Source organism: Nitrosopumilaceae archaeon (assembly GCA_035631875.1).
GTDB lineage: Archaea > Thermoproteota > Nitrososphaeria > Nitrososphaerales > Nitrosopumilaceae > TA-20.
Genome location: DASQHX010000009.1, coordinates 426,138 through 446,219, shown reverse-complemented (window position 1 = coordinate 446,219; position 20,082 = coordinate 426,138). Strand labels below are relative to the sequence as shown.

General features: G+C 37.8%; 26 protein-coding genes and 1 tRNA gene. 11 read left to right on the top strand and 16 right to left on the bottom strand.

Annotated features, from left to right (window positions below; genetic code table 11):
- Nucleotides 1–24 precede the first annotated feature (24 nt).
- The gene (locus tag VEU72_04565; protein HYL66404.1) at nucleotides 25–309 is read left to right on the top strand and encodes a hypothetical protein; all 285 of its coding nucleotides are present in this window, start codon (nucleotides 25–27) and stop codon (nucleotides 307–309) included.
- 91 nt (nucleotides 310–400) lie between these two features.
- Here the strand turns inward: VEU72_04565 and VEU72_04560 are convergent, their stop codons facing one another.
- Together VEU72_04560 and VEU72_04555 are read right to left on the bottom strand one after the other, a co-directional pair.
- The gene (locus tag VEU72_04560; protein HYL66403.1) at nucleotides 401–1,165 is read right to left on the bottom strand and encodes a pirin family protein; all 765 of its coding nucleotides are present in this window, start codon (nucleotides 1,163–1,165) and stop codon (nucleotides 401–403) included.
- Nucleotides 1,166–1,313: 148 nt separating this feature from the next.
- Nucleotides 1,314–1,901 (bottom strand): NAD(P)H-dependent oxidoreductase, encoded by a 588-nt coding sequence (locus VEU72_04555; protein HYL66402.1) that lies wholly within the window; start codon nucleotides 1,899–1,901, stop codon nucleotides 1,314–1,316.
- Nucleotides 1,902–2,104: 203 nt separating this feature from the next.
- On the opposite strand from VEU72_04555, the gene VEU72_04550 reads away from it, so the two are divergent.
- On the top strand, nucleotides 2,105–2,440 hold the full coding sequence (locus VEU72_04550) for a hypothetical protein (GenBank protein HYL66401.1): 336 nt from the start codon (nucleotides 2,105–2,107) through the stop codon (nucleotides 2,438–2,440).
- Between the two features lie 153 nt (nucleotides 2,441–2,593).
- Here the strand turns inward: VEU72_04550 and VEU72_04545 are convergent, their stop codons facing one another.
- The 6 genes from VEU72_04545 to VEU72_04520 form a co-directional block, all read right to left on the bottom strand.
- Complete coding sequence (locus tag VEU72_04545; GenBank protein HYL66400.1) at nucleotides 2,594–4,357, bottom strand: alkaline phosphatase family protein; 1,764 nt, start codon at nucleotides 4,355–4,357, stop codon at nucleotides 2,594–2,596.
- A 396-nt stretch (nucleotides 4,358–4,753) separates the two neighbouring features.
- Complete coding sequence (locus VEU72_04540) at nucleotides 4,754–5,287, bottom strand: hypothetical protein (protein ID HYL66399.1); 534 nt, start codon at nucleotides 5,285–5,287, stop codon at nucleotides 4,754–4,756.
- Between the two features lie 141 nt (nucleotides 5,288–5,428).
- Nucleotides 5,429–5,692 (bottom strand): hypothetical protein, encoded by a 264-nt coding sequence (locus VEU72_04535; GenBank protein ID HYL66398.1) that lies wholly within the window; start codon nucleotides 5,690–5,692, stop codon nucleotides 5,429–5,431.
- A 224-nt stretch (nucleotides 5,693–5,916) separates the two neighbouring features.
- Nucleotides 5,917–6,120 carry a hypothetical protein gene (locus VEU72_04530; GenBank protein HYL66397.1) on the bottom strand — a complete coding sequence of 68 codons (204 nt, stop codon included), beginning with the start codon at nucleotides 6,118–6,120 and terminating at the stop codon, nucleotides 5,917–5,919.
- An 11-nt stretch (nucleotides 6,121–6,131) separates the two neighbouring features.
- Nucleotides 6,132–6,536, bottom strand: a complete 405-nt coding sequence (locus VEU72_04525) for an RNA-binding domain-containing protein (protein ID HYL66396.1) — start codon at nucleotides 6,534–6,536, stop codon at nucleotides 6,132–6,134.
- Nucleotides 6,533–7,126, bottom strand: a complete 594-nt coding sequence (locus tag VEU72_04520) for an AAA family ATPase (protein ID HYL66395.1) — start codon at nucleotides 7,124–7,126, stop codon at nucleotides 6,533–6,535. The genes VEU72_04525 and VEU72_04520 overlap by 4 nt, the downstream gene beginning before the upstream one ends.
- Before the next feature lie 27 nt (nucleotides 7,127–7,153).
- Here VEU72_04520 and thpR point away from each other — a divergent pair, with 27 nt between their 5' ends.
- From thpR to VEU72_04495, 5 genes are read left to right on the top strand one after another with little or no spacing between them, the layout of a single operon-like run.
- Entirely contained in the window at nucleotides 7,154–7,693 is a 540-nt protein-coding gene (gene thpR / locus VEU72_04515; protein HYL66394.1) for an RNA 2',3'-cyclic phosphodiesterase, read from the top strand.
- Entirely contained in the window at nucleotides 7,690–9,018 is a 1,329-nt protein-coding gene (gene cca, locus VEU72_04510) for a CCA tRNA nucleotidyltransferase (GenBank protein HYL66393.1), read from the top strand. The genes thpR and cca overlap by 4 nt, the downstream gene beginning before the upstream one ends.
- Nucleotides 8,993–9,757, top strand: a complete 765-nt coding sequence (locus VEU72_04505) for a serine/threonine protein kinase (protein ID HYL66392.1) — start codon at nucleotides 8,993–8,995, stop codon at nucleotides 9,755–9,757. The genes cca and VEU72_04505 overlap by 26 nt, the downstream gene beginning before the upstream one ends.
- Nucleotides 9,754–11,112 carry a cation-efflux pump gene (locus tag VEU72_04500; GenBank protein HYL66391.1) on the top strand — a complete coding sequence of 453 codons (1,359 nt, stop codon included), beginning with the start codon at nucleotides 9,754–9,756 and terminating at the stop codon, nucleotides 11,110–11,112. The genes VEU72_04505 and VEU72_04500 overlap by 4 nt, the downstream gene beginning before the upstream one ends.
- 1 nt (nucleotide 11,113) lies before the next feature.
- Entirely contained in the window at nucleotides 11,114–11,722 is a 609-nt protein-coding gene (locus VEU72_04495) for a DNA-3-methyladenine glycosylase (protein HYL66390.1), read from the top strand.
- A 4-nt stretch (nucleotides 11,723–11,726) separates the two neighbouring features.
- On the opposite strand, the gene VEU72_04490 is transcribed toward VEU72_04495, so the two are convergent.
- Together VEU72_04490 and VEU72_04485 are read right to left on the bottom strand one after the other, a co-directional pair.
- Nucleotides 11,727–11,801: transfer RNA gene (locus VEU72_04490), tRNA-Pro, on the bottom strand.
- Nucleotides 11,802–11,905: 104 nt separating this feature from the next.
- The gene (locus VEU72_04485) at nucleotides 11,906–12,208 is read right to left on the bottom strand and encodes a metalloregulator ArsR/SmtB family transcription factor (protein HYL66389.1); all 303 of its coding nucleotides are present in this window, start codon (nucleotides 12,206–12,208) and stop codon (nucleotides 11,906–11,908) included.
- A 43-nt stretch (nucleotides 12,209–12,251) separates the two neighbouring features.
- Between VEU72_04485 and VEU72_04480 the strand changes: the two genes are divergently transcribed.
- Together VEU72_04480 and VEU72_04475 are read left to right on the top strand one after the other, a co-directional pair.
- A complete protein-coding gene (locus VEU72_04480) occupies nucleotides 12,252–12,653 on the top strand; it encodes an arsenate reductase ArsC (GenBank protein HYL66388.1) in 402 nt (133 codons plus the stop codon).
- Nucleotides 12,637–13,326, top strand: coding sequence for an aquaporin (locus VEU72_04475; GenBank protein ID HYL66387.1), 690 nt, complete (start codon nucleotides 12,637–12,639; stop codon nucleotides 13,324–13,326). Before VEU72_04480 ends, VEU72_04475 begins: the two co-directional genes overlap by 17 nt.
- A 2-nt stretch (nucleotides 13,327–13,328) precedes the next feature.
- Here VEU72_04475 and VEU72_04470 read toward each other — a convergent pair whose 3' ends face one another.
- Both VEU72_04470 and VEU72_04465 read right to left on the bottom strand, forming a co-directional pair.
- A complete protein-coding gene (locus VEU72_04470) occupies nucleotides 13,329–14,453 on the bottom strand; it encodes an FAD/NAD(P)-binding oxidoreductase (GenBank protein ID HYL66386.1) in 1,125 nt (374 codons plus the stop codon).
- 34 nt (nucleotides 14,454–14,487) lie between these two features.
- Complete coding sequence (locus VEU72_04465) at nucleotides 14,488–15,228, bottom strand: SDR family oxidoreductase (GenBank protein ID HYL66385.1); 741 nt, start codon at nucleotides 15,226–15,228, stop codon at nucleotides 14,488–14,490.
- Between the two features lie 112 nt (nucleotides 15,229–15,340).
- Here VEU72_04465 and VEU72_04460 point away from each other — a divergent pair, with 112 nt between their 5' ends.
- The gene (locus VEU72_04460) at nucleotides 15,341–15,568 is read left to right on the top strand and encodes an AN1-type zinc finger protein (protein ID HYL66384.1); all 228 of its coding nucleotides are present in this window, start codon (nucleotides 15,341–15,343) and stop codon (nucleotides 15,566–15,568) included.
- Here VEU72_04460 and VEU72_04455 read toward each other — a convergent pair.
- Nucleotides 15,565–15,837 carry a hypothetical protein gene (locus tag VEU72_04455; GenBank protein ID HYL66383.1) on the bottom strand — a complete coding sequence of 91 codons (273 nt, stop codon included), beginning with the start codon at nucleotides 15,835–15,837 and terminating at the stop codon, nucleotides 15,565–15,567. The genes VEU72_04460 and VEU72_04455 overlap by 4 nt on opposite strands.
- Before the next feature lie 29 nt (nucleotides 15,838–15,866).
- Entirely contained in the window at nucleotides 15,867–16,424 is a 558-nt protein-coding gene (locus VEU72_04450) for a hypothetical protein (GenBank protein ID HYL66382.1), read from the bottom strand.
- 25 nt (nucleotides 16,425–16,449) lie between these two features.
- Here VEU72_04450 and glnA point away from each other — a divergent pair, with 25 nt between their 5' ends.
- The gene (gene glnA, locus VEU72_04445) at nucleotides 16,450–17,943 is read left to right on the top strand and encodes a type I glutamate--ammonia ligase (protein ID HYL66381.1); all 1,494 of its coding nucleotides are present in this window, start codon (nucleotides 16,450–16,452) and stop codon (nucleotides 17,941–17,943) included.
- Here the strand turns inward: glnA and VEU72_04440 are convergent.
- Nucleotides 17,940–18,221, bottom strand: a complete 282-nt coding sequence (locus VEU72_04440; GenBank protein ID HYL66380.1) for a hypothetical protein — start codon at nucleotides 18,219–18,221, stop codon at nucleotides 17,940–17,942. The two genes, glnA and VEU72_04440, sit on opposite strands and share 4 nt — an antisense overlap.
- Nucleotides 18,222–18,284: 63 nt before the next feature.
- Nucleotides 18,285–19,985 carry a thermosome subunit beta gene (gene thsB / locus VEU72_04435; GenBank protein ID HYL66379.1) on the bottom strand — a complete coding sequence of 567 codons (1,701 nt, stop codon included), beginning with the start codon at nucleotides 19,983–19,985 and terminating at the stop codon, nucleotides 18,285–18,287.
- Between the last annotated feature and the right edge of the window lie 97 nt (nucleotides 19,986–20,082).

Here is a 20,082-nt window from a genome sequence, read left to right as displayed (position 1 = left end):
TTTTAAGAGGTGAAACGAAACAACATGAAAAACCAGAAAATGTTCTTGGCAATTCCGCTGATAGCAGTTGCAGTAATAGCCATTGGATTTGGGATAACAAATAATGTATTTGCACAACCAACCACATCAACTACACCAACAACAGTCGACCCACAAGACGGTCCAAACGAAATACAGACTGCCAATAATGGCGCAGACAACCAGAAAGATGGAGAAACTAACGACGATCATAACAGTGCAAGTGCAGCACCAGGACCAAACGGAGACGGTGACGGAGAACAAAAAGACAGTACTGAATCGGGAAAGTAGTATCTTTCCACCTCATTTTTTCTAAATCTAATATTTATCAAAACTTTTGATAAAGACCCAGTCATTATTTTGGACTATAATTTCAGAGTTTTCAATTATTAATGGCGTATTTTTCTGGTAGATCAATTAGAATTAATTCTGTTGGTTTTTCTGCCTTGATTACCAGATTATTTTCATTCTCTATCATAGCTGCATCTCTTGTTTGCATCAAATTATTATTGAGTTTAATCTCTCCATCAATTACAAACAAGTATGATTTGCGTCCAGCACTTAGCTTGTGTTCTACATGATTTCCAGCAGTCAAGGTTGAAAGGTAAAAGGCAGCATCCTGATGAATGTTTAATGCATTTGCATCCTTGGTATTTTCAGCTACAACTACTGGTACCAGCTTGTTTGTTCTTTCTTCTTTTGAAAACTTTTTCTGTTCCCATGATGGTACTAGTCCCCTTTTATTTGTAAAAACCCACATTTGCAATAGTCTGAGTGGTTTTTCCTTGGAATGGTTGAATTCTGAGTGCATTATTCCAGAGCCAGCTGTCATTCTTTGAACCTCTCCAGGATATATCACTCCATGATTTCCCTGATTGTCTTTATGCTCTAGCTCACCTTCTATGACGTAGGTTATGATCTCCATATCCCTGTGTAAATGAAAGTCAAATCCTGTTCCTGGTTGTATTATATCATCATTGAAGACTCGTAAAGGTCCAAAGTTCATCTTGTCCGGGTTTTGATAATCTGCAAACGAGAAATGGTGATACGTACTAAGCCAATCCATCTCATTTTTGTAGTGTTCACTAGCCTTGATTATTTTTATCCCAGAATTTTTCTCTAGATTTGATTTTGTATTAACTATCATTTGTATAGTTACTATAGTAGAGTGATTATATAAACAGGTAAGTGAGTATGTTGAAAGCAGATTAACTTTTAGTAAGCAAAAATATTAACTCAAATCTAGGTTTTGTTCGCTATTTTCCTAGTGGATAATCCAATTACTTTCAAATTCTTTATTTTCTATAACGAGCAGCAAACGTATCAGGAAAATTTCCTTTCATATCGTTTACAAATTGTTGTCGAATTAAATTACCATAGACAACCAAATCACGCGCGAGCATCTCTAATCGTGATTTCATCCTCTGGTGTACGATTTTTCCATTTTCAAGATCATCTTCCCCATTCACTGAAATTCCATACGGTAGACTCCATCCATAACACTGTCTCACGGCTGTTCTCATTTGATCCATTACTGTCAAGCCTTTCTCATGTGATGCACATATGTAGCCAAACATTTTTCCGGCAAATTCTGACCAAAAATAATCAAGAAAGTTTTTCATAGTTCCTGACATTGAACCGTGATAATCAGGGGTGGCAAGAATAAATGCATCTGCCCATTTTACATCCTCTTTTACTTTCTGAAGTTCCAAGCCTGATTGGTTTTCGTTTGGATCATACAATGGCAGATTGGTTTGTTTCAAGTCAAGCAATCGCGCTTCTACGCCATGTTTTTTTATTAAATCCAATGCAATCCTTAATGTGGCAGTACTAGAAGAACCATCACGCAGACTAGAGCCAATACCTAAAACTTTGAAGGTCATGATTTTTCTTTTTTGTAGATTATGTGCAGAATTGAAAACTTTGGTTTTTGAGTTTTACTTTGCATATGATCATTAGTAACATGAATTATAAAAATATGAAAGTGAGTTTACTGATATCAGATTACCTAAATCTCACTTACTTTCGGTAGAGTTACTTTTCATTTTATATACTTACCTTTCTATAGTGACTATAAGAAAGTAATATGGAATGCAAATCAGGAACATGCAATATGGAAGAAGATGCAACGTGTTCATGCACCGAGACGGAATGCAGTGACTGTGGTTGTGGAGCAGCTGATCCTGTAAAACAATCAATGGAGTTATTGCACAAGGCATTCCACGATGCGCTATATCAGGCACATGTGGAACGACTCAAAAAAAGAGTGGATGCCTCATTCGGTCCCTCACTTGACAAAGCTGCTGATGCAATGATTGAAACTGCAGCCAAAGTCTGGCAATCAATGCTGATACAGTCAGAGGGTAAAAAGGAGCTTGAATCAAAGTTGCAGAAGATATTTTCTGAAACAAGTAGGAGATAATTACCAATCCCCCCAAACAGAATCTCCTACTTTTCTTTTTTTAAAACAGTTTAATGTCATAAACTAGCATCTTATCCATAGTCAATTTTCCTTACTGGTATTTTGGATTAAGATTCTGAATTCTATGATTCATCAGCCAGGCCTGACAGGAGGTTAGTGACCATGCAGTCCGGGCAGCACCTGTGTATGCTCGATTCCCACCGCTTGCAGATCGTGTGGGTCCAGCCCGAGTAACTTTAGGATCGTCGGCGCGACTTGCGTTGTCTCGACTGATTGGTCGTTCGAGTCGGGCTTCACATTTCCAGGTGCATATACTACTATCGGAACGTCGCGGTCTCCGGGGTTGTTGCCGCCATGCTCAGAAATCTTGCTGCCGCCGGTGTATACGGTTCCAACCTGGGCTTGCGCGAACACGTCTGGGTGGCGCGGGTCTGAGACAGGCACGCCAAAGAAGTCGGCTGCTGCTTTGCCGGCGTAAATCTTAGCCAAACCTGAGTGGGGCACCGACACGGTCGTACCGTTATAGAGTTTGCCAGGCGCACTGTGATTCCACAGATAGCTTGCGACAAAGTCTGCGGCTGTCTGCGTCTTGACCGACAAGTAGCTCTGCCACAGGTCATCGTCTGTTCCAGCGACTATCAGCGGCATGCAGCTCGATGTACAGCCTATATTCAGATTCCATGCATTATTGATAGCGTCAATTATTGGACCATCTTTAATTCGATGCAACAGATTTGGATCCAGCGGCGACTGTCCGTGCTTTGCGGTCACAATGATCGCTGTTGAGCCGGTCAGGCCCTGATTGTTGATCTCGTTTACCATTCGCTCCAGCTGTGCGTTGACGTAATCAAATGCTATCGATAGCAGTGGACCTGGGGTAGTTGTGCCAGGGAGGTAGCCACCTAGTAGGGCTGGCCCCTCTGCATAGTTGCCGCTCGTATCCGGACCAATCAAAGTGGCCGGGGACTTAAACAGCTTCTCTGCGGTCGATACTGCCTGGAAGTTCATTCCGAAAATAGCTGGGACACCCACCTTGTTCTGGCCGCTGTGGTCGTTGCCGTCGATCTCGTTGATTATAGCATGCACCTTGTAGCTGTCGTACTGCTTGGTCGCTGCGTTGTCATCTTTCCAAGCAGGGCCACCCGGGTACGGCTGTCCATTTGGCTCTACTGCGTTTGAGTCTATCTCGGGTGTGAACAAATCGTCGATCCCATGACCGGACGGTCCGTTGAACGATTCGTAAATAGGATGCTTGTCAGACCACGCGGTCTTCAAACCGGCAGCCTTTGCAACCTCGTATATCGTGTTAACCTTCAAGTAAGAATGCTGAAAGATCGGTTTACAGGTAACCGGGTCAACCGGGAATGTAGATGGGTCAAGCACTGTCTGCGGGTTGCCCGTCATTTTCATTATTAGCGCTGGGTTAGAATCGATTCCTGGGATGTTCTGACCTGCGTCAAGCCTGGTCACGTTAAAGTCGTCTGGCGAGTCGTAGACAACGTCGCTACCTGTTGGCCCGTGGCACGATGTCGTGCCCGCCTGATAGGTGGCGTGGTTGTATGAGACGTCATAGTAGACGCCTGTCGCACGCGGGTCGCCGCCTGTCATCAACGCACTTCCGCCAGGATCCGAGTCCGATGGAACTGCGGTGTGTGCGTTGGTGTACTCTGCGCCGCCTTTGACAAGCTTGGCAAGCACGGAGTTTGGATGGTTGCTGACATACCAATCAATGTCGGATTGGTGCAGTCCGTCCACAGAGATCAACAACACATGCTTGATCTTGCTATTATCATCATGTTTATCAGAACTTTGCGATTCTGCAGCTACTATTCCGTGGATTGCAAATAATGGTAAGATCAGAAACATCAATGATGCTAGTCGTAAATTTTTTATGAGAACTTTTGCTGTTCTGTCCATGGCTCATCTCAAGACACCTTTCGTATTTACCAGTTATCAATAGTGTTTATAGTGTTTATCAGGTCTACAGAGTTAAACTGTCTTTGGTTCTAGTCTTATAGGATTTGAATGCAAAATTACGGATGATTTAGAATACTAAAAGGATCTACGTAGCAACTATGTAACAAAATAAAACATCCGAGATTATTAGATGCTTGAAGTAAAGTACTTACAATATGATAACATTGACAACATTCTTAGTTAGTATAATCTCTGTGACGATATTCATTACCATAATTGATTTTTTTAAAGAAAAAAAGTGAGTGAACAATCAAAAATGCATAACATTAGGTTCAGACCTTATGAAGACTCGTTACTATTTTGATTCCATTTTAGAACCATAAGGTATTTTGTTCACTACGTTTCAGAATTTGAATTTATTATTTTGAAGGAACAAGTGGTATCAGTAATATTCAGATCTATTAACCTATGACCTAATTCATTAAAACTTGGATTTAAAGAGGATTGAAGATATATGCTGTAATTTTTACCCATGTTGTGGACAATCACAAATTTGTGTTCTTTATTCTCTACAGAATGTACGAAACCAAACTGACAGATTTTGAAATATTCCTCGATCTGTTCTAACAGGCTCTCAATATTGAAACTTCTCCCCCTAAAGGCTATTATATTTTTCAAAACTTGTGGGATAACATCAGAGGCAATTTCTGATACTTCCTTCTCTGAAATCTTTGTCAAGGTCTTTTGATGAAAAGTTTTGTTTATAGGCATGATTGACGCACCTCCAATAGGCTTTTGCCAAACATAGTAGAATCTAAGAATTTGTTGAATTTTGTTGTTTAAGCTTGTACGTTCCTCCTTACACTGTGATTCAAGGGATTTAGCTAAATCCAAAGGTAGTCGAAATGTAAATGACTTGTCATCTTTCATATATTTTAACTAGTTTCCAACTCTGGAAATATTATTTAAAAGTTGATATGGTTATGTAAATTACATTTTTAATATTCTTTTGAAATAAGTTTTGATCAAATTTTTTGATTCTTGGAAGAATTTGTGGTTTGATTATAGATACTAGATTTTTCCTACTAGATTTGTTGTAAATCCAAATGGTAGAGTCAGCTGTACTTCAAACAACTGCATCACTCCATCAGAACAACGAATAATATAATCACCTGAGTTTAGAATGTCCATGTCTACTTGCAGAATTATTCTGTCTTTTGGCACTTTGTAGCCATCAAGAACTTGTAATATTCTTTCTACTGTATTATCTTTAAGACAACTTGGGGCTAAAAACACTCTTTTAGAAGCATCTAATGGAAGATTTCCCAGACTCAATCAGTGAGCAGTTTAATCTTAACTATTTCAAGTGTTGGAAACAATTATCTTCTTTTGTAAGCAATTATAATCACTTTACATCATTTTGATTTATTTCTTTGAAGTCAATTTGATTAGCGTTTCAATTTTATTTTGGACCCATATGTGAATTGTTTAGTTGGTTTAGTTCCCTCACTTTTTAAAATACGATTAGATAGTTCAAGCGCAGGTCAAGTGAGAATATGTCATGCTGCACCAGGATACAAAATCAAATATTCATCGGGATTATCTCTTTGTTTTTTTGCATTTAATGCATCCTGATATTTTTCAAAATGTTCTATCAGATAGAGTGTGTTTCCTGCAGACCCAAACGGATCTATTCCTATAAGATTAAATCCAGATTCAGGGGTAAGTGCCTGTTTTTCCTTTTCTAGCATTTCGTTACTCATTTTAAAAATCCCTATTCAGTAGATTCAGGAACTAGCCAGTCTATTACTTTGGAAATATCTTCAGAGTGTAGTATTATTTTGATTGGTCCCATAGGAGATTCTTCTGCTTCTTCGCAGATTGCTATCACATCAACAAATGCAGCTTGCTTGTTTAGATAAAACCATGTGGTTGTATCATGTGTATGAAATCGCATCTGTCGTCTGTATGTTCTTGTAACTCTACGGGATCTAATAATGTCATAAATTTTAGCAAGAGACTGAAGATCCTTTGAAGTGGCTTTGATGCTACCATCTTCGTACTTGTAATTTGCATCCAAAAGTACATGTGATACTGCTAGTCGAACTTTTTCTGGATCTTCGGAAGGGTTTACAGCTGCATATGCTTCTATCTTGCAGGAGACATCGGGAATTTTCACTTTATCCAACCTTTTATGATATTACAGGCAGAATCAATTAGTTGCGGAATTGTGAGATTGTTGTTGGATAGGGTTTCATCTGCAAGTGCGATTGATTCACTCATCCCAACTCCTATTTCTCTAGAATCTCGCTTGACAAATTCGCCACGATTTTCTGGATCGTCTGATCTTTTTCGATTAGTTAAAAATCCAAATCTAGTATCTCCAGATGCGTGAATTGCAAGAATCTTTACTGTCCCAAATTTTTTTAATACCTCAACTTCTGGAATGGAACGTACTCCATCAATTAGAATAACGTCGGATTTTGAGTTTACAATTTGATCTTTTATCAATTCTGCAACAGCGCCGGGACCATTTTTTTCTCTAATCTCAAGCATCAGCTTGCCCAAATTTTCTCCAGTAGGATCAATCTTTCTTCTAGTAGCTTCTGCTCTAACAGCGTCACCCATGGTTATCTTATCAAAGCCTTTTGATTTTAGAGCATCAGCTATTGTAGATTTACCAGCTCCTGGCATTCCGGTAAGACAGACAATGAGCTTTGTCACATAGCTAGCTGAGAATTTCCAGTCTATGAAGCTACCGGAAATCATTATAAACAGATTACCAAAAAACTTGTGATGCGAACTTTTGTAGCTGTAGAGATTCAAAATAATGATGTACTAGACCATATTGCAAAACTTCAATCAGATCTAAAGATCAAAGCAAAACCGGTAAGCAAAGAAAACATGCATTTTACGTTACTTTTCTTAGGTGAGATAGCAGACGAGATTGCTCCAAAGATAATAGAATCATTAAAGTCAATTACATTTAGCCCAATTCAGATAATCTTTAGTGGAGTTGGCGCATTTCCAAATCCTAGATTTCCACGTGTCTTATGGATAGGTGTAGATGAGACTGCAGCACAAAATCTTGTCAAGCTTGCAAAACAAGTAGAAGAAAAACTTGCTCCACTAGGATTCAAAAGTGACAAACCATTCAAGCCACATCTGACCATCTTTAGAATCAAAAACAATATTGGTGATATTTCCAAGGAATTGGACAAATTAAAGACAATTCAGCTAGGCCATGATACCATTACTGAGCTAAAATTTAAGAAAAGTATCTTAACTCCTAACGGACCTATATACACTGATTTACAGGTGGTAAAAGCAAAATGAAAGTTTTAGATCAGGTAAAAAAATTCACCATACCTACTGCAAAAGAACAAGAAAAAATGAAAGAACTAGCAGAATATTCACTACAATTAGTAAAAGAACAAGCTACCAAATTTCCCAATGTTGTAGGAGTAGAGATTGGAGGTTCGTATGCGAAGGGAACTTGGCTTCAAGGTGAAGTTGATTTGGACATTTTTGTAAAACTAAAAAATGATACTGATGAAAAAACTTTCGAGTCAATTGGAAAAAAAATTGGTTTTGATGCTCTAAAAAAATTCAAACCATACGTGAGGTATTCAGATCATCCATATGTAGAAGCATCTGTTAAAGGCACCCTAGTAAATGTGGTACCCTGTTATGACGTACAAGCAGGACAGTGGAAGAGTGCTGCAGACAGGTCCTCTTTTCACACAAAATTCATACTACAATCACTTGACCAGGAAAAAAAAGACGAGGTAAGATTGTTGAAAAAATTCCTAACTGCCATGGACATTTATGGTGCAGAGATAGCCAAAGAAGGCTTTGGCGGCTATGTAGCTGAGGTTCTCGTATTACACTATGGAAGTTTTCTTGGAGTGTTGGAAGCTGCCTCAAATTTTGTACAGAACCAAATCATAGGAAACCCAACTAAGAGATTTGAAACACCACTTGTAATAATAGATCCAATAGACAGCAACAGAAACCTTGGAACCGCAATTTCAGCAGAGAGTGTAGGCAAGTTTGTTCTATCTGCGCGATCATTTTTGAAAAAACCATCACTGTTATTTTTCAAACTAAAACCACTACATCCAAACAGAAAAAATCTTGACAGTACAATAATTGTTAAATTCAACTACAAACCTCGCAGCCCTGATATAATTTGGGGTCAGGTAAAGCGAGCAACAACTGCCATTTCAGGTCAGCTTGAGCTTGCAGGTTTTGATGTATTGCGCAAGTCTTCTGTCACAGATGAAAAATCAGAAGCTGCAATGATTTTCTTATTGCGTTTGCCAAAAATTGAAAAGTTCATGATAAAAAATGGTCCCGAAGTTTTAAGAAGAAAAGAATCAGAAAGTTTTATTGCAAAAAATCAGAAAAACAAATTATTGTGGATTAATGAATCTGGAAAAATTTTATCATTACAAGACAGACCATTCCATGATGCCAAATTATTTTTGAACAATCTTTTGAAAAAAAATCTTTCAACATCTGGCATTCCAAGTGGTTTGGTATTTGATATCAAACGAGGATTTAGGATATTTGATGGAAAACAAACTGCAAGCAAATCCATTAAAAAGGCTCTGACAGAGCTTACCACTACAGATGGATTCTTCTTTAGTTCCCCTTAGCAAGCTTGCCATAGAACCATATTCTTCAATTCTAGGCTATCCAAAGGCAACAAGAGGCGAGCTCTCAAAACGAACCACAGAGCTCAAAAAACTTGGAATTAAAGGAGTCTCATTTACTGGTACAACTACACTTAACAACATACCTGTTCTTGGCAAGGGCTACGTTGGTGTTGTGGTCTTATCAAATCAAAGAAAAAAAATAGTGGCCTTGAAGATTCGCAGAATGGATGCTAGTAGACCTGAAATGAAAAGTGAAGCAAAGCTTCTAAGCCTGGCAAACGAAGTAGATGTTGGTCCAAAGCTGATAGATAGTAGCAAAAATTTCATAATAATGGAGTATCTTGAAGGCAAAAAAATAATTGATTGGATTCGGGATCTAAAGGGTAAAGGTAGTGCCGCAAAACTTAGATCTACTATACTAAAGGTGCTTGAGGATTGTTATAGTTTGGATAAAATCTGTCTTGATCATGGTGAGCTAAGCCATATTCACAAACATGTTATAGTTGGCAAGAAAATTTGCATAATTGATTTTGAAAGTGCTAGTGTGAATAGAAGAACATCAAATGTAACATCAGCAACCCAAAGCATATTCATTGGCTCTGGTATTGCAAATATGGTAAAAAAAATAATCAAAGTTCCTAATAGAAAAAAACTGATTGCTTCACTAAAAAAATACAAAAATGATCAGTCACGTGAAAACTTTGAAGATGTGTTACAAGTATTGGGACTGAAAAAATGAGTTTGCAAAATCTTAAAACAAATACACTCAGGATCTCACTAGCTATAATAATTTCTGCGTTTGTGGTAGAGCTTACAATAGGAGTATTTTCAAACAGTCTTGCTCTAATCACAGATAGTATTCATGCTGTTTTAGATTCTATCGTTACTGCCATTTTGCTTGTTGCGGCAAGATGGGCTACAAAACCTCCCGATCGTGAGCACACGTATGGTCATGGCAAGATTGAGACAATGGGCAGTTTTGTTGGCGGTATTATCATTCTTGTAATAGCAGCCTTTTTCATTTACGAGTCTATTTCAAGGATGCAAGGTCCGCCTCCCACCGTTGTTCCAGGGATAATGGCAATTGGAGCAGCCGTATACACACTTTGTTCTGATATATTTAGAATTGGAATTCTTAGAAGGGCACTGAAAAAAATAGAGGGTTCTACTTTGCGAGTCGACTTGTATCATGCATTTATGGACATGAGCGCTACATCAGTAGCGCTAGTTGGAATTTTGTTGGTCACAATTGGTTATTACCAAGGAGATTTTATTGCGGCATTAATTTTGGGAGTGTTTCTTGCTATTCTTAGTATAAAGCTGATTCACAAAAACGCTCTAGAGTTAACTGATGCCATTCCTGCAGGCATGGTAAAACAAGTACAAGATATTGTAAACAAAACAGAAGGTGTGATGAATACTGATTCAGTTCAAATGCGCAGATCAGGTAGTGAGATTTTTGCTGAGATAAAAATATCTTTGAGTGGTGCAGCAAGTTTTGAAGAAGCTCACAAGATCAGTAGTGATGTAGAAAAAAACATCAAAAGTTCTATTGCAAATTCCAGTGTTACAGTTCATTTTGAACCAACATGGAAAGATGTACCTATTGATTACAAGGTAAACCATGTTGCGTCCGTAGTAAAGGGAGTTGAAGGAATACACAATGTAAATTCTACAACTTCAAGTGATGGTCTCTTCATAAGCTTGCATGTCATGGTAGATAGAGATATGCATCTTGAGGAAGCTCATAAAATTTCAGATGAGATAGAAGCTCAGATCCGAAATGCAGTTCCTAACATTAATCACATCACAATTCATCTTGAACCATTTGTCTCAATACCAAAGAGTTTACCTGTGGAGGACTTGTCAATCGAGGAACAGATTACAAAAACCATAAAGGAATATCCATCAGTAAAAAAAATTGGCAGAGTCATAACATTCCAGCTTCAAGACATTTTCAAAATAGACATAGATTGCTCATTTGATGGAAATCTATCAGTTGAAAGAGTGCATGATATTGTATCTGAAATTGAATATAAAATAAAAAACCAAATTAAAAATGCAGTGATTACAATACATCCGGAACCAAGCTAACATGATAAATCGTAAGGCAATTGGCTTTCTAAAACAGGATCCAAAACTTGTGAAAATTATTGAACGTGTGGGGGATTACCAGATTAGAAAAAGAAATAACCACTTTGCAGTTTTGGTAGAGTCTATCATATCACAACAGCTTGCAGGTTCTGCTGCAGAAGCAATATTTGCAAGATTCAAAAAACTCTATCCAAAATTTCCAGCAGCTAGTCAGATATTAGATACAAAAGATGCCAAGCTACGCTCAGTTGGCCTTTCAGGTATGAAAGTGGAATATCTAAAAGATCTGGCACAAAAAATCGAAGATGAAAAATTAAAGATGAGAAAGTTATCTAAGATGAATGATGATGAAGTCATTGAACATCTCACCCAAGTAAAAGGAATAGGCAGGTGGACTGCTGAGATGTTTTTGATATTTTCACTTGGAAGACTGGATGTATTGCCTACAGGAGATCTTGGGTTAAGAAAGGGAGTGCAGATGGCATTTTCTTTGTCAGAATTACCAAAACCAAAAGAGGTAGAGAAGATTGGTGAGAGATGGAAACCATATCGAAGTGTTGCAACTTGGTATCTGTGGAAAAGTTTACAGAAATTTGATAAAATAGGATAATGTATGGGGCCGGCCGGACTTGAACCGGCGACCTCTAGCACCCCAGGCTAGCATCATGACCAAGCTAGACTACGGCCCCTCAGGTTGCTGACAATGGTGAAATTATTAAATCGTGGGATTTATTGAAATCAAAAAATTCTTGTTCAATATGACAATCAGAGTTTACTGTATTGCGTCTTAAAATCATGCACAGCATGTAGGATCATTACAAATTGTAGCAATCTTTTCGCCAGCATTGGTAATATTTGCAATTAATTTTGCCGTCTCTTTGTTTGAAATTGAATACATTGTCATCTTTCCGTTTCCTCTTGAATGAATAATGTTGCATTCCTTCAAGGCTCTTAGATGATGAGAAACTAGTGGTTGGTCTTTTTTTAGTTTGGTAACCAAGTCATTGACACAAAGTTCCTTGTTCTTTTGAAGCAATTCAAGTATGCTAAAGCGTGTCTCATCACAGATGCATTTTAGAAGGGTCAAGCCATTCATATCAATTAATGTTTATATAAATATGGATTTATATAAGCATTACATGTCTGAGACAAAGAAAATTCTTTTTGTATGTGTAGAAAATGCTGGAAGAAGCCAGATGGCAGAGGGCTTCTTTAGAAAATTTGCGCTACCAGAATTTTTGCCACAAAGTGCCGGTACAAAACCCACTAATGAAATTAATCCACTTGCAGTACAGGTAATGAAAGAAGTTGGAATTGACATAACCGGACAAAAACCCAAAGTACTCTCTGATGAGATGATAAAAAAATCTGTAAAAGTTGTAAACATGGGATGCATGGATAAGGAATCCTGCCCAGCACCGTTTGTAAATAACGTAATAGATTGGAATATTCCTGATCCAAAAGACAAGTCAGTAGAGCAAGTTAGAAAGATCAGAGATGAAATTGAAACAAAGGTAAAGGAACTTGTCGCAAGTCTCTAGGTTAAGCGGCTTATCGTCTAACCAAAAAAAATTCTTTGCTGAATTAATTGGTACGTTTGTTGTAGTTGTATTTGCTACAGGTTCAGTAGTTCTAGATGCAAAATATGTGGGAACATTTGGTTTATGGTTTGTTGCACTAGCACCTGCGGTTGCTGTCGCTTTGATGGTTTATGCTTTTGGAAAAGTTTCAATGGCACATTTCAATCCTGCAGTAACAATTGGTTATCTTGTTACAAAACACATGCCAAGAAATCTCTTACTAGTATATTTTGCTGCAGAAATAATTGGTGCATTATTAGCAAGTATTTTTGTGAAATACGTGATAGGTACAGAGGCAAATCTAGGAGCAAACGCGCCAGATTATAATTTTCCTTTACCTCTCATATTTGGCGTTGAAGTTCTGACTACAGCATTATTGATGGCAGTGATTCTGGTAGTTGTACATACGAAGGGATTAAGAGGATTTAGCGGGATTGCCATAGGCGGCATAATAGGTCTTGATATTTTCTTCTTGTCGTTTATCTCAGGTGCATCTATGAATCCAGCCAGATCTTTAGCACCAGCTCTAGTATCCGGTTATCTTAATGATCTCTGGTTGTATTGGACTGCAACCTTTGTTGGTTCTGGAATTGTTGGATTTATTTACAGAAAAAAATTTGTAAAATTAGTTTGACATTACAGCCACTTTGCTAGTCTGTCTTTTTCAAATTTTTCTTTGTCTGCAAAGTGTTCTTCTGATGGTTGCTGGAGTATTGTGGTTGGATTTGGAGTAGCAAACATGTCTACTTGCAGATATCCTGCAACTTTTTTGCCAACCTCTACAAAACATCCTCCCTTACCATCAAAGATCTCTTTTTCTTGTTCGCTTTTTATTTTTGATATGATATTTCTAGCAACGGTAACGCCTTCTTCTTCTGCAAAGATTCCTGCCTTTGGAACCGCAATTTTATCTGTAACCATGATTTGATTCACATCACCTATTGCATAGACATTTTCAAAATTTGTTTTGCATGTTCTGTCAACTGCAATGAATTTTCCCTTTTCTGCAAAACCCGCTTCAACTACCACTAATGGAGCTTTGTGTGGCGGAACTGCGATAAGAAGATCAAAACCGGCTACAGATTCTTCAAACTTTAGTGTCTTTGGTCCAACAGAGATTGTTTTTTGTGATCCATGAAACTCTATGTTTTTTGATTTTAAAAGTTGCAATAGTTCTTCGCTCACTTGAGGGCCACCTGCAGGAAGTGTTATTGGAGTTGGACTGTAAAAATCAATTTTTACAGAATCGCTGGTACCAGTATCTATTAACATCGATCTTATGAGAAGAGCTGCCTCATAGGGAGCTGGCGGACATTTGTAAGGCAAGCCCATTATTGCCATTGCTATCTTGCCTGATTTTATTCTCTTTATTGCATCACGAATTTTTGGTATATCCTTTAGCTCATACAAGATTAATCCATTATTTGAAAGACCTGGAATTTGTTCTGGTGCAAGCTCAACTCCAAGTGCAATTATCAGATAATCATATGGTAATTCTTTTGATGATATAGTAATGGTTTTGTTTTGTGGATTAATCTTGATGATTTCCTCGTTGATAAAATCAATTCCCTTTTTTGTTATTGTTTGCAAAGGTTTCTTTGAATATTCAAATTCTCTAGTTCCATTTAGAATCCATAGTTTCACCAGATCCATCATGAAATAATCCTTTTTGTCAATTACAGTAATTTTGACTTCGGATGAAAGATTTTGTCTTAGCTCATTTGCTGCAGCAAGACCGCCAAATCCCCCACCTAGAATCAAAATGTTTGTTGGGTTTATTATCTAACACCTAACACTATCTTTCTTGTGTTGTTGGCCTTACTGTAATTTCATTAACGTTCATACGCAATGGAGATTCTAATGCAAACATAATCGAGTTTGCAATGTCTTCTGCTTGTAGTGCTTCAATTTCTTTTGATTGTTTTACAAAAGCCTCTAGTGATTTGTCAGTAATGGTGTTGGTAAGTTCGGTTGCTACAATACCTGGTTCTATTGTTGTTACTCGAATTTTGTTTCTTGCACTTAGTTCTTGTCGTAATCCTTCGCTGAAAGCTCTTACTGCATATTTTGTTGCACAATAAACACTACCTGATGGAAATACAACTCTGCCCGCAATTGATGAAATATTCACGATATGGCCAGAATTCTGGCTAATCATGTGTGAGACAGCAGCGGCTGTACAAAAAAGCACTCCTTTGATGTTGACATCAACCATTTGCTCCCACTCGTCTACTTTGAGATTCTTCACAAAACTTAGAGGCATGATTCCAGCATTATTTATCAAAATATCTATTTTATTCCATTTTTTTATTACAGCATCAATTAGTGCTTGACAGTCCTTGCGTTTTGTCACATCACATGGTACAACAATACATTCAGTACCATTTTTTGTAATCTCTTTTTGTAATTCCTCTAATCGTTGGGTTCTTCTGGCAGCAATTGCTACCTTTGCGCCTGCTTTTGCAAGAGATAATGCGGTAGCATAACCTATTCCACTACTTGCACCAGTTACAATTGCTACTTTATCTTTTAACATTTGAAAATCTGTTTTTTATCATGATGTATTGTGTAAATATGTTTTGTTGATCTGGCTATACCAAGAAACAAAGTTACCTAACACTAATTTAGTATGAACTTTTAATTATTCTATGGAAGAGTTTGACTGTGCATATTGTGGTGAAAAACAGGATCTGCCTTTTGAATGCAATTACTGCAAAGACAAATTCTGTGCCGAACACAGGCTACCAGAGACTCACAGATGTGTCAAGCTACATCAGATCAGAGCAAAAAGATTTGGCCAAAATAGTGTAAAGCGAGATAAGGGAATTGGGCGTCAAAGTATTTTTAAAAAAGTTTTGAACAAGTTTCGTAATTAGTAAAGTGCTCTTTCTGGATTTAGTTTTGAAAGTTTTGCCTGATAGAATAATGCAAATGCCAAGGCCAACAAAACTCCCCCAGTAAGCCAGTGAGCAACTTGCATTGTGAGATACACTATACCAAAACCCACACACATTGTTGCTTGAGTTAAAAGTTTTATCCATGATGGAATTTTTGCAGCCCTGCATACCATCTCAATAATAAAAAGTCCTGCAACTGGATAAAGTATGATTAGAAAATAGGTACCCAGATGAACTCCATTATGCATTTATTCTTAGGAAATATCAGGTGTAATTTCTAGTCTTCCCAGCTTATTTTTACAGCAATTTTCTTATTGATGAGAGCAAGGGCGTTCTCAAAAGGAAGCGTTGCCACGTCTTCTGCATCAAACGGTCCATATTTCTGTAAATCAGAACCTATGATTTGGTCTATCGGTTTTAAGAATCGTATTACAATAGCTCGTGACCTGTGACTGTTGGCTACTGTCTCTAGAAGTTTTAATCTACCGTTTAGTGTAGCTGCAAGAATAACTTCCTTTCTTTGTCGCAATTCATCTTCAGAATCCAAGATGAATCTTTCCTCATCAAGTAAATTTGAATAATCAAGTTCTTTTGATTTTATTGCCTTTTCAATTCTTATTTTTAAAAGAAGTGTGGTCATGTCTGCTATTATTTTTACAAGTGAATCTTTGATTTTTGATTCTATTCCATCATATCCTTGATTTTTCAGATTTCCAATTAGCTCGCCTATACTGGAATAAAGCTCTGGATCAATTTCTTGGACAGGATCATTTTCAATTTCAAGCTGTAAGATGGCGTACAATGAATTTACATCAATTTTTTTTGTTTCTGACATTTGCACACCCAATAATACTTAAATCATGGACTCCTTGTGTTATGATCAAGGAACTAAATTGCCATATAAAGTGATTGGTGGGGAACCTGTATCAATTTCCTATTCAGCTGATGAAGTTTTTGCTAAAATAAAACATGAACAAATAAAATTTATTGATTTACAGTTTACAGGATTATTAGGACGATTCCATCATACTACAATTTCAGCCAGCTTGTTTACTCCGCAACAAATGCAAGATGGTTTGCCAAAGCTTGATGGTTCCTCAATTGTTGGTTTTGCGGGTGTGGATGATTCTGATATGGTACTCAAACCAGATCCAAATACATACGCTATCATCCCTTGGATGACAAACGGCAAAACTGCGAGATTGATTTGTGATGTTTATTGGGGGTGGGATAAGGGAAGACTAGAGCGAGACCCCAGAGGTATAGCACAAAGGGCAGAAAAATATCTCAAGACCCAAGGGTTTGATTACAGTTATTGGGGACCAGAGGTAGAGTTTTTCGTTTTTGACAAGATTTCCTGGGATGTCTTGACACCATACAAGGGTCAGTCATATTCAATTGAATCAAAAGAAGCTCCATGGAGTCAGGAAGGAAAAGGCTACCCAATGGCCTTGCAAAAGGGATACTATCCTAGTACTCCATCTGATACATTAACAGAATATAGAAACGAGTGTGTTGACATTTTGAATGAAAATTTCGGTATTTTATGTGATAACCATCACCATGAAGTTGCAACTGCGGGTCAGTGTGAAATTGATATCAGGTATGATCATCTAACAAATTCAGCAGATGGAGCACAGACCTACAAGTATGTTGTAAGAAATGTTGCAGTAAAATATGACAAGGTTGCAACCATGATGCCAAAACCAATTTCCATGGATGCGGGTTCTGGTATGCATACCAACGTCAGCCTCTGGAAAGACGATAAAAATACATTTTTTGACAAAGACGATAAAGAGGAGATTAGTCAAACTGCAAGATACTTTTGTGGTGGTATAATGAATCATGCAAGAGCACTTGCCGCAATTGTAGCACCAACAACAAACTCGTATCACAGATTGGTTCCAGGATATGAGGCTCCAGTCTATGTAGCATGGAGCCCAGGCAACAGATCTGCAATAGTAAGAATTCCCGCGCACTTTAAGGGAGAAAAATACGCAAAATTAAAAAGATTAGAATTCAGAGCTCCTGATCCTTCATCAAATGCATATCTTGTCTTTTCTGCTGTACTAGCTGCGGGTCTTGATGGAATTAAAAAGAAACTAGATCCAGGAGATCCTGTTCATGAAGATATCTATAAGATGAGTAGAAAAGAGCTTGATGCAAAAGGAATCAAGTCTTTACCTGCAACACTTGGTGAGGCACTTGATGCATTAGAAAGCGATAGAAAGTTTCTCAATCCAATATTTTCAAATGACGTACTTGACAAAATCATTGAATTAGAAAGAAAGGATGAGCATGAGGTCTCAATTAGACCACACCCACACGAGTTCTATCTATATTTTGACATCTAGAGTTTGCCCAGTGCTGCATACACAAGCACCGTGGCTATAGCTAAAATTACAAAACCTGTAATGAGATAGGCTTTTTGGTGTTTGTCAGATGTACCTGCCTTGTATATCGATACTGCACCTGCAAGACCAACAAAGAGAATCAGTATTCCTTCAACTACACTATCACCACTGCTATGTGTAATTATAGGATAAAACATTCCAGAAAGCAACGCAAAGAAAGATACCAAATATACATATTTTACGCCAGCAAGAATTTTCGAGCCGCCGCCAAGTTGCATAAAAATTTGTAACAAGAGTCGGCAAATAAACCTTTGATGATAATATGGAATTGTATGCAGGTTTTACATATCCATGGGTGGCATACCGCCCATTCCACCCATACCGCCCATGCCTCCCATTCCTGGCATGCCTCCCATACCGCCCATTCCTTCTGCACCTGGTGGAGGACCTGCAGATTTTGCAATAGCAATTACATCATCAATTCTTAAGATCATGCATGCTGCCTCAGTGGCAGATGAAACAATTTGATTCTTCACAGAAAGTGGTTCAAAGATATCAGTAGAATGCATGCTTGTGACTATGCCTTTCATTACATCTATTCCAGTCCATTTGTTTCCTTTGAGTTGTCTTGAGCGTAGTGATGCTAAGGTATCAATTGGATCCATGCCTGCGTTTTCAGCAAGTGTGAGAGGAATTACTTCAAGTGAGTCTGCAAATTTTTCTACGGCTAGTTGTTCACGTCCCTCAAGTGATTTTGCCCATTCTCTAAGCTTTGTTGCAGCATAAGTCTCTGGTGCACCACCACCAGCTACAATCCAGGGATTTTCCATTACATCTTTTACAACCATTAATGAATCGTGAATTGATCTTTCTACTTCATCAACAACTCTTTGTGATCCTCCTCTCACAAGAATGGTCACAGCTTTTGGATGCTTGCATCCTTCAACGAAGACCCATCTGTCTGTCTCTACTTTTCTTTCTTCTACGTTTTCTGCAGATCCCAAGTCTTTTTCAAACAGATCATCAAGATTTGTTACCATTCTTGCACCAGTTGCCTTTGCAAGTTTTGAAAGATCGCTTTCTTTTACTCTTCTTACTGTAAGTATTCCTGCTTTTGCAAGATAGTGTTGTGCAATATCATCAATGCCTTTTTGACATAGCAATACGTTTGCGCCAGATGCAATTACTTTGTCCACCATGTTTTTGATCATCCTGTTTTCTTCATCCAGAAATGATTTCATTTGTTGTGGATTTGATATGTTTATTTTTGCATCAAACTCAGTTTTATCAATCTCAAGTGCACTGTTAACTAGTGCAATCTTTGCATTGGCAATCTTTTTTGGCATGCCGCTATGAACAACTTCTTTGTCTAGTACAATTCCTTTTGTTAGATAGGTATCTTTTATGGAACCGCCTGCTTTCTTTTCTACTTTGATATCATCAATATCTACTGCATAACCATCTTCTGTTTTTTCAGCTACGGCAAGTACAGCCTTTACTACAATGTCTGCAAGATTAGTAGAGTCCTTTCTGACAAGTTTTGTTTGCATTGCTGTCCTTGCAATTTTGTCAAGAATTTCTTTGTCTGTTGGAGATACCTTGTCTGCAATTTTTGCCAAAAGCTCTTTTGTCTTTTGTGCTGCTTTTCTATATCCATCTACAATAATTGTCGGATGGACCTCTTGTAGTATGAGAGATTCAGCGTTTTCTAATAATGCGCCTGCCAGAACTACTGCAGAAGTTGTTCCATCTCCTACCTCATTGTCTGTTGCTTTTGAGATTTCTACTAGCATTTTTGCTGCAGGATGCTGAACATCAATTTCTTTTAGAATTGTTGCCCCATCATTTGTAATTGTAACATCACCTAGGGAATCTACAAGCATCTTGTCCATTCCTCTTGGACCAAGGCTTGTATGGACTATCTCTGCAATCAGTTTTGCAGCAGTAATGTTATTTTTTTGGGCATCACGGCCTTTGGTCTGTTGTGCACCGTCTTTTAGTATAACAACTGGAATTCCGCCTTGTGAATTTTGTAATGACATAGTTCATTGAAGCCCAATTTTCCCTTTTTATATCTTTATACTAAAAAACCCCAAAAACTGGGAAATTTCAAAAATTAAACCGTTTTTCAAAATTTTA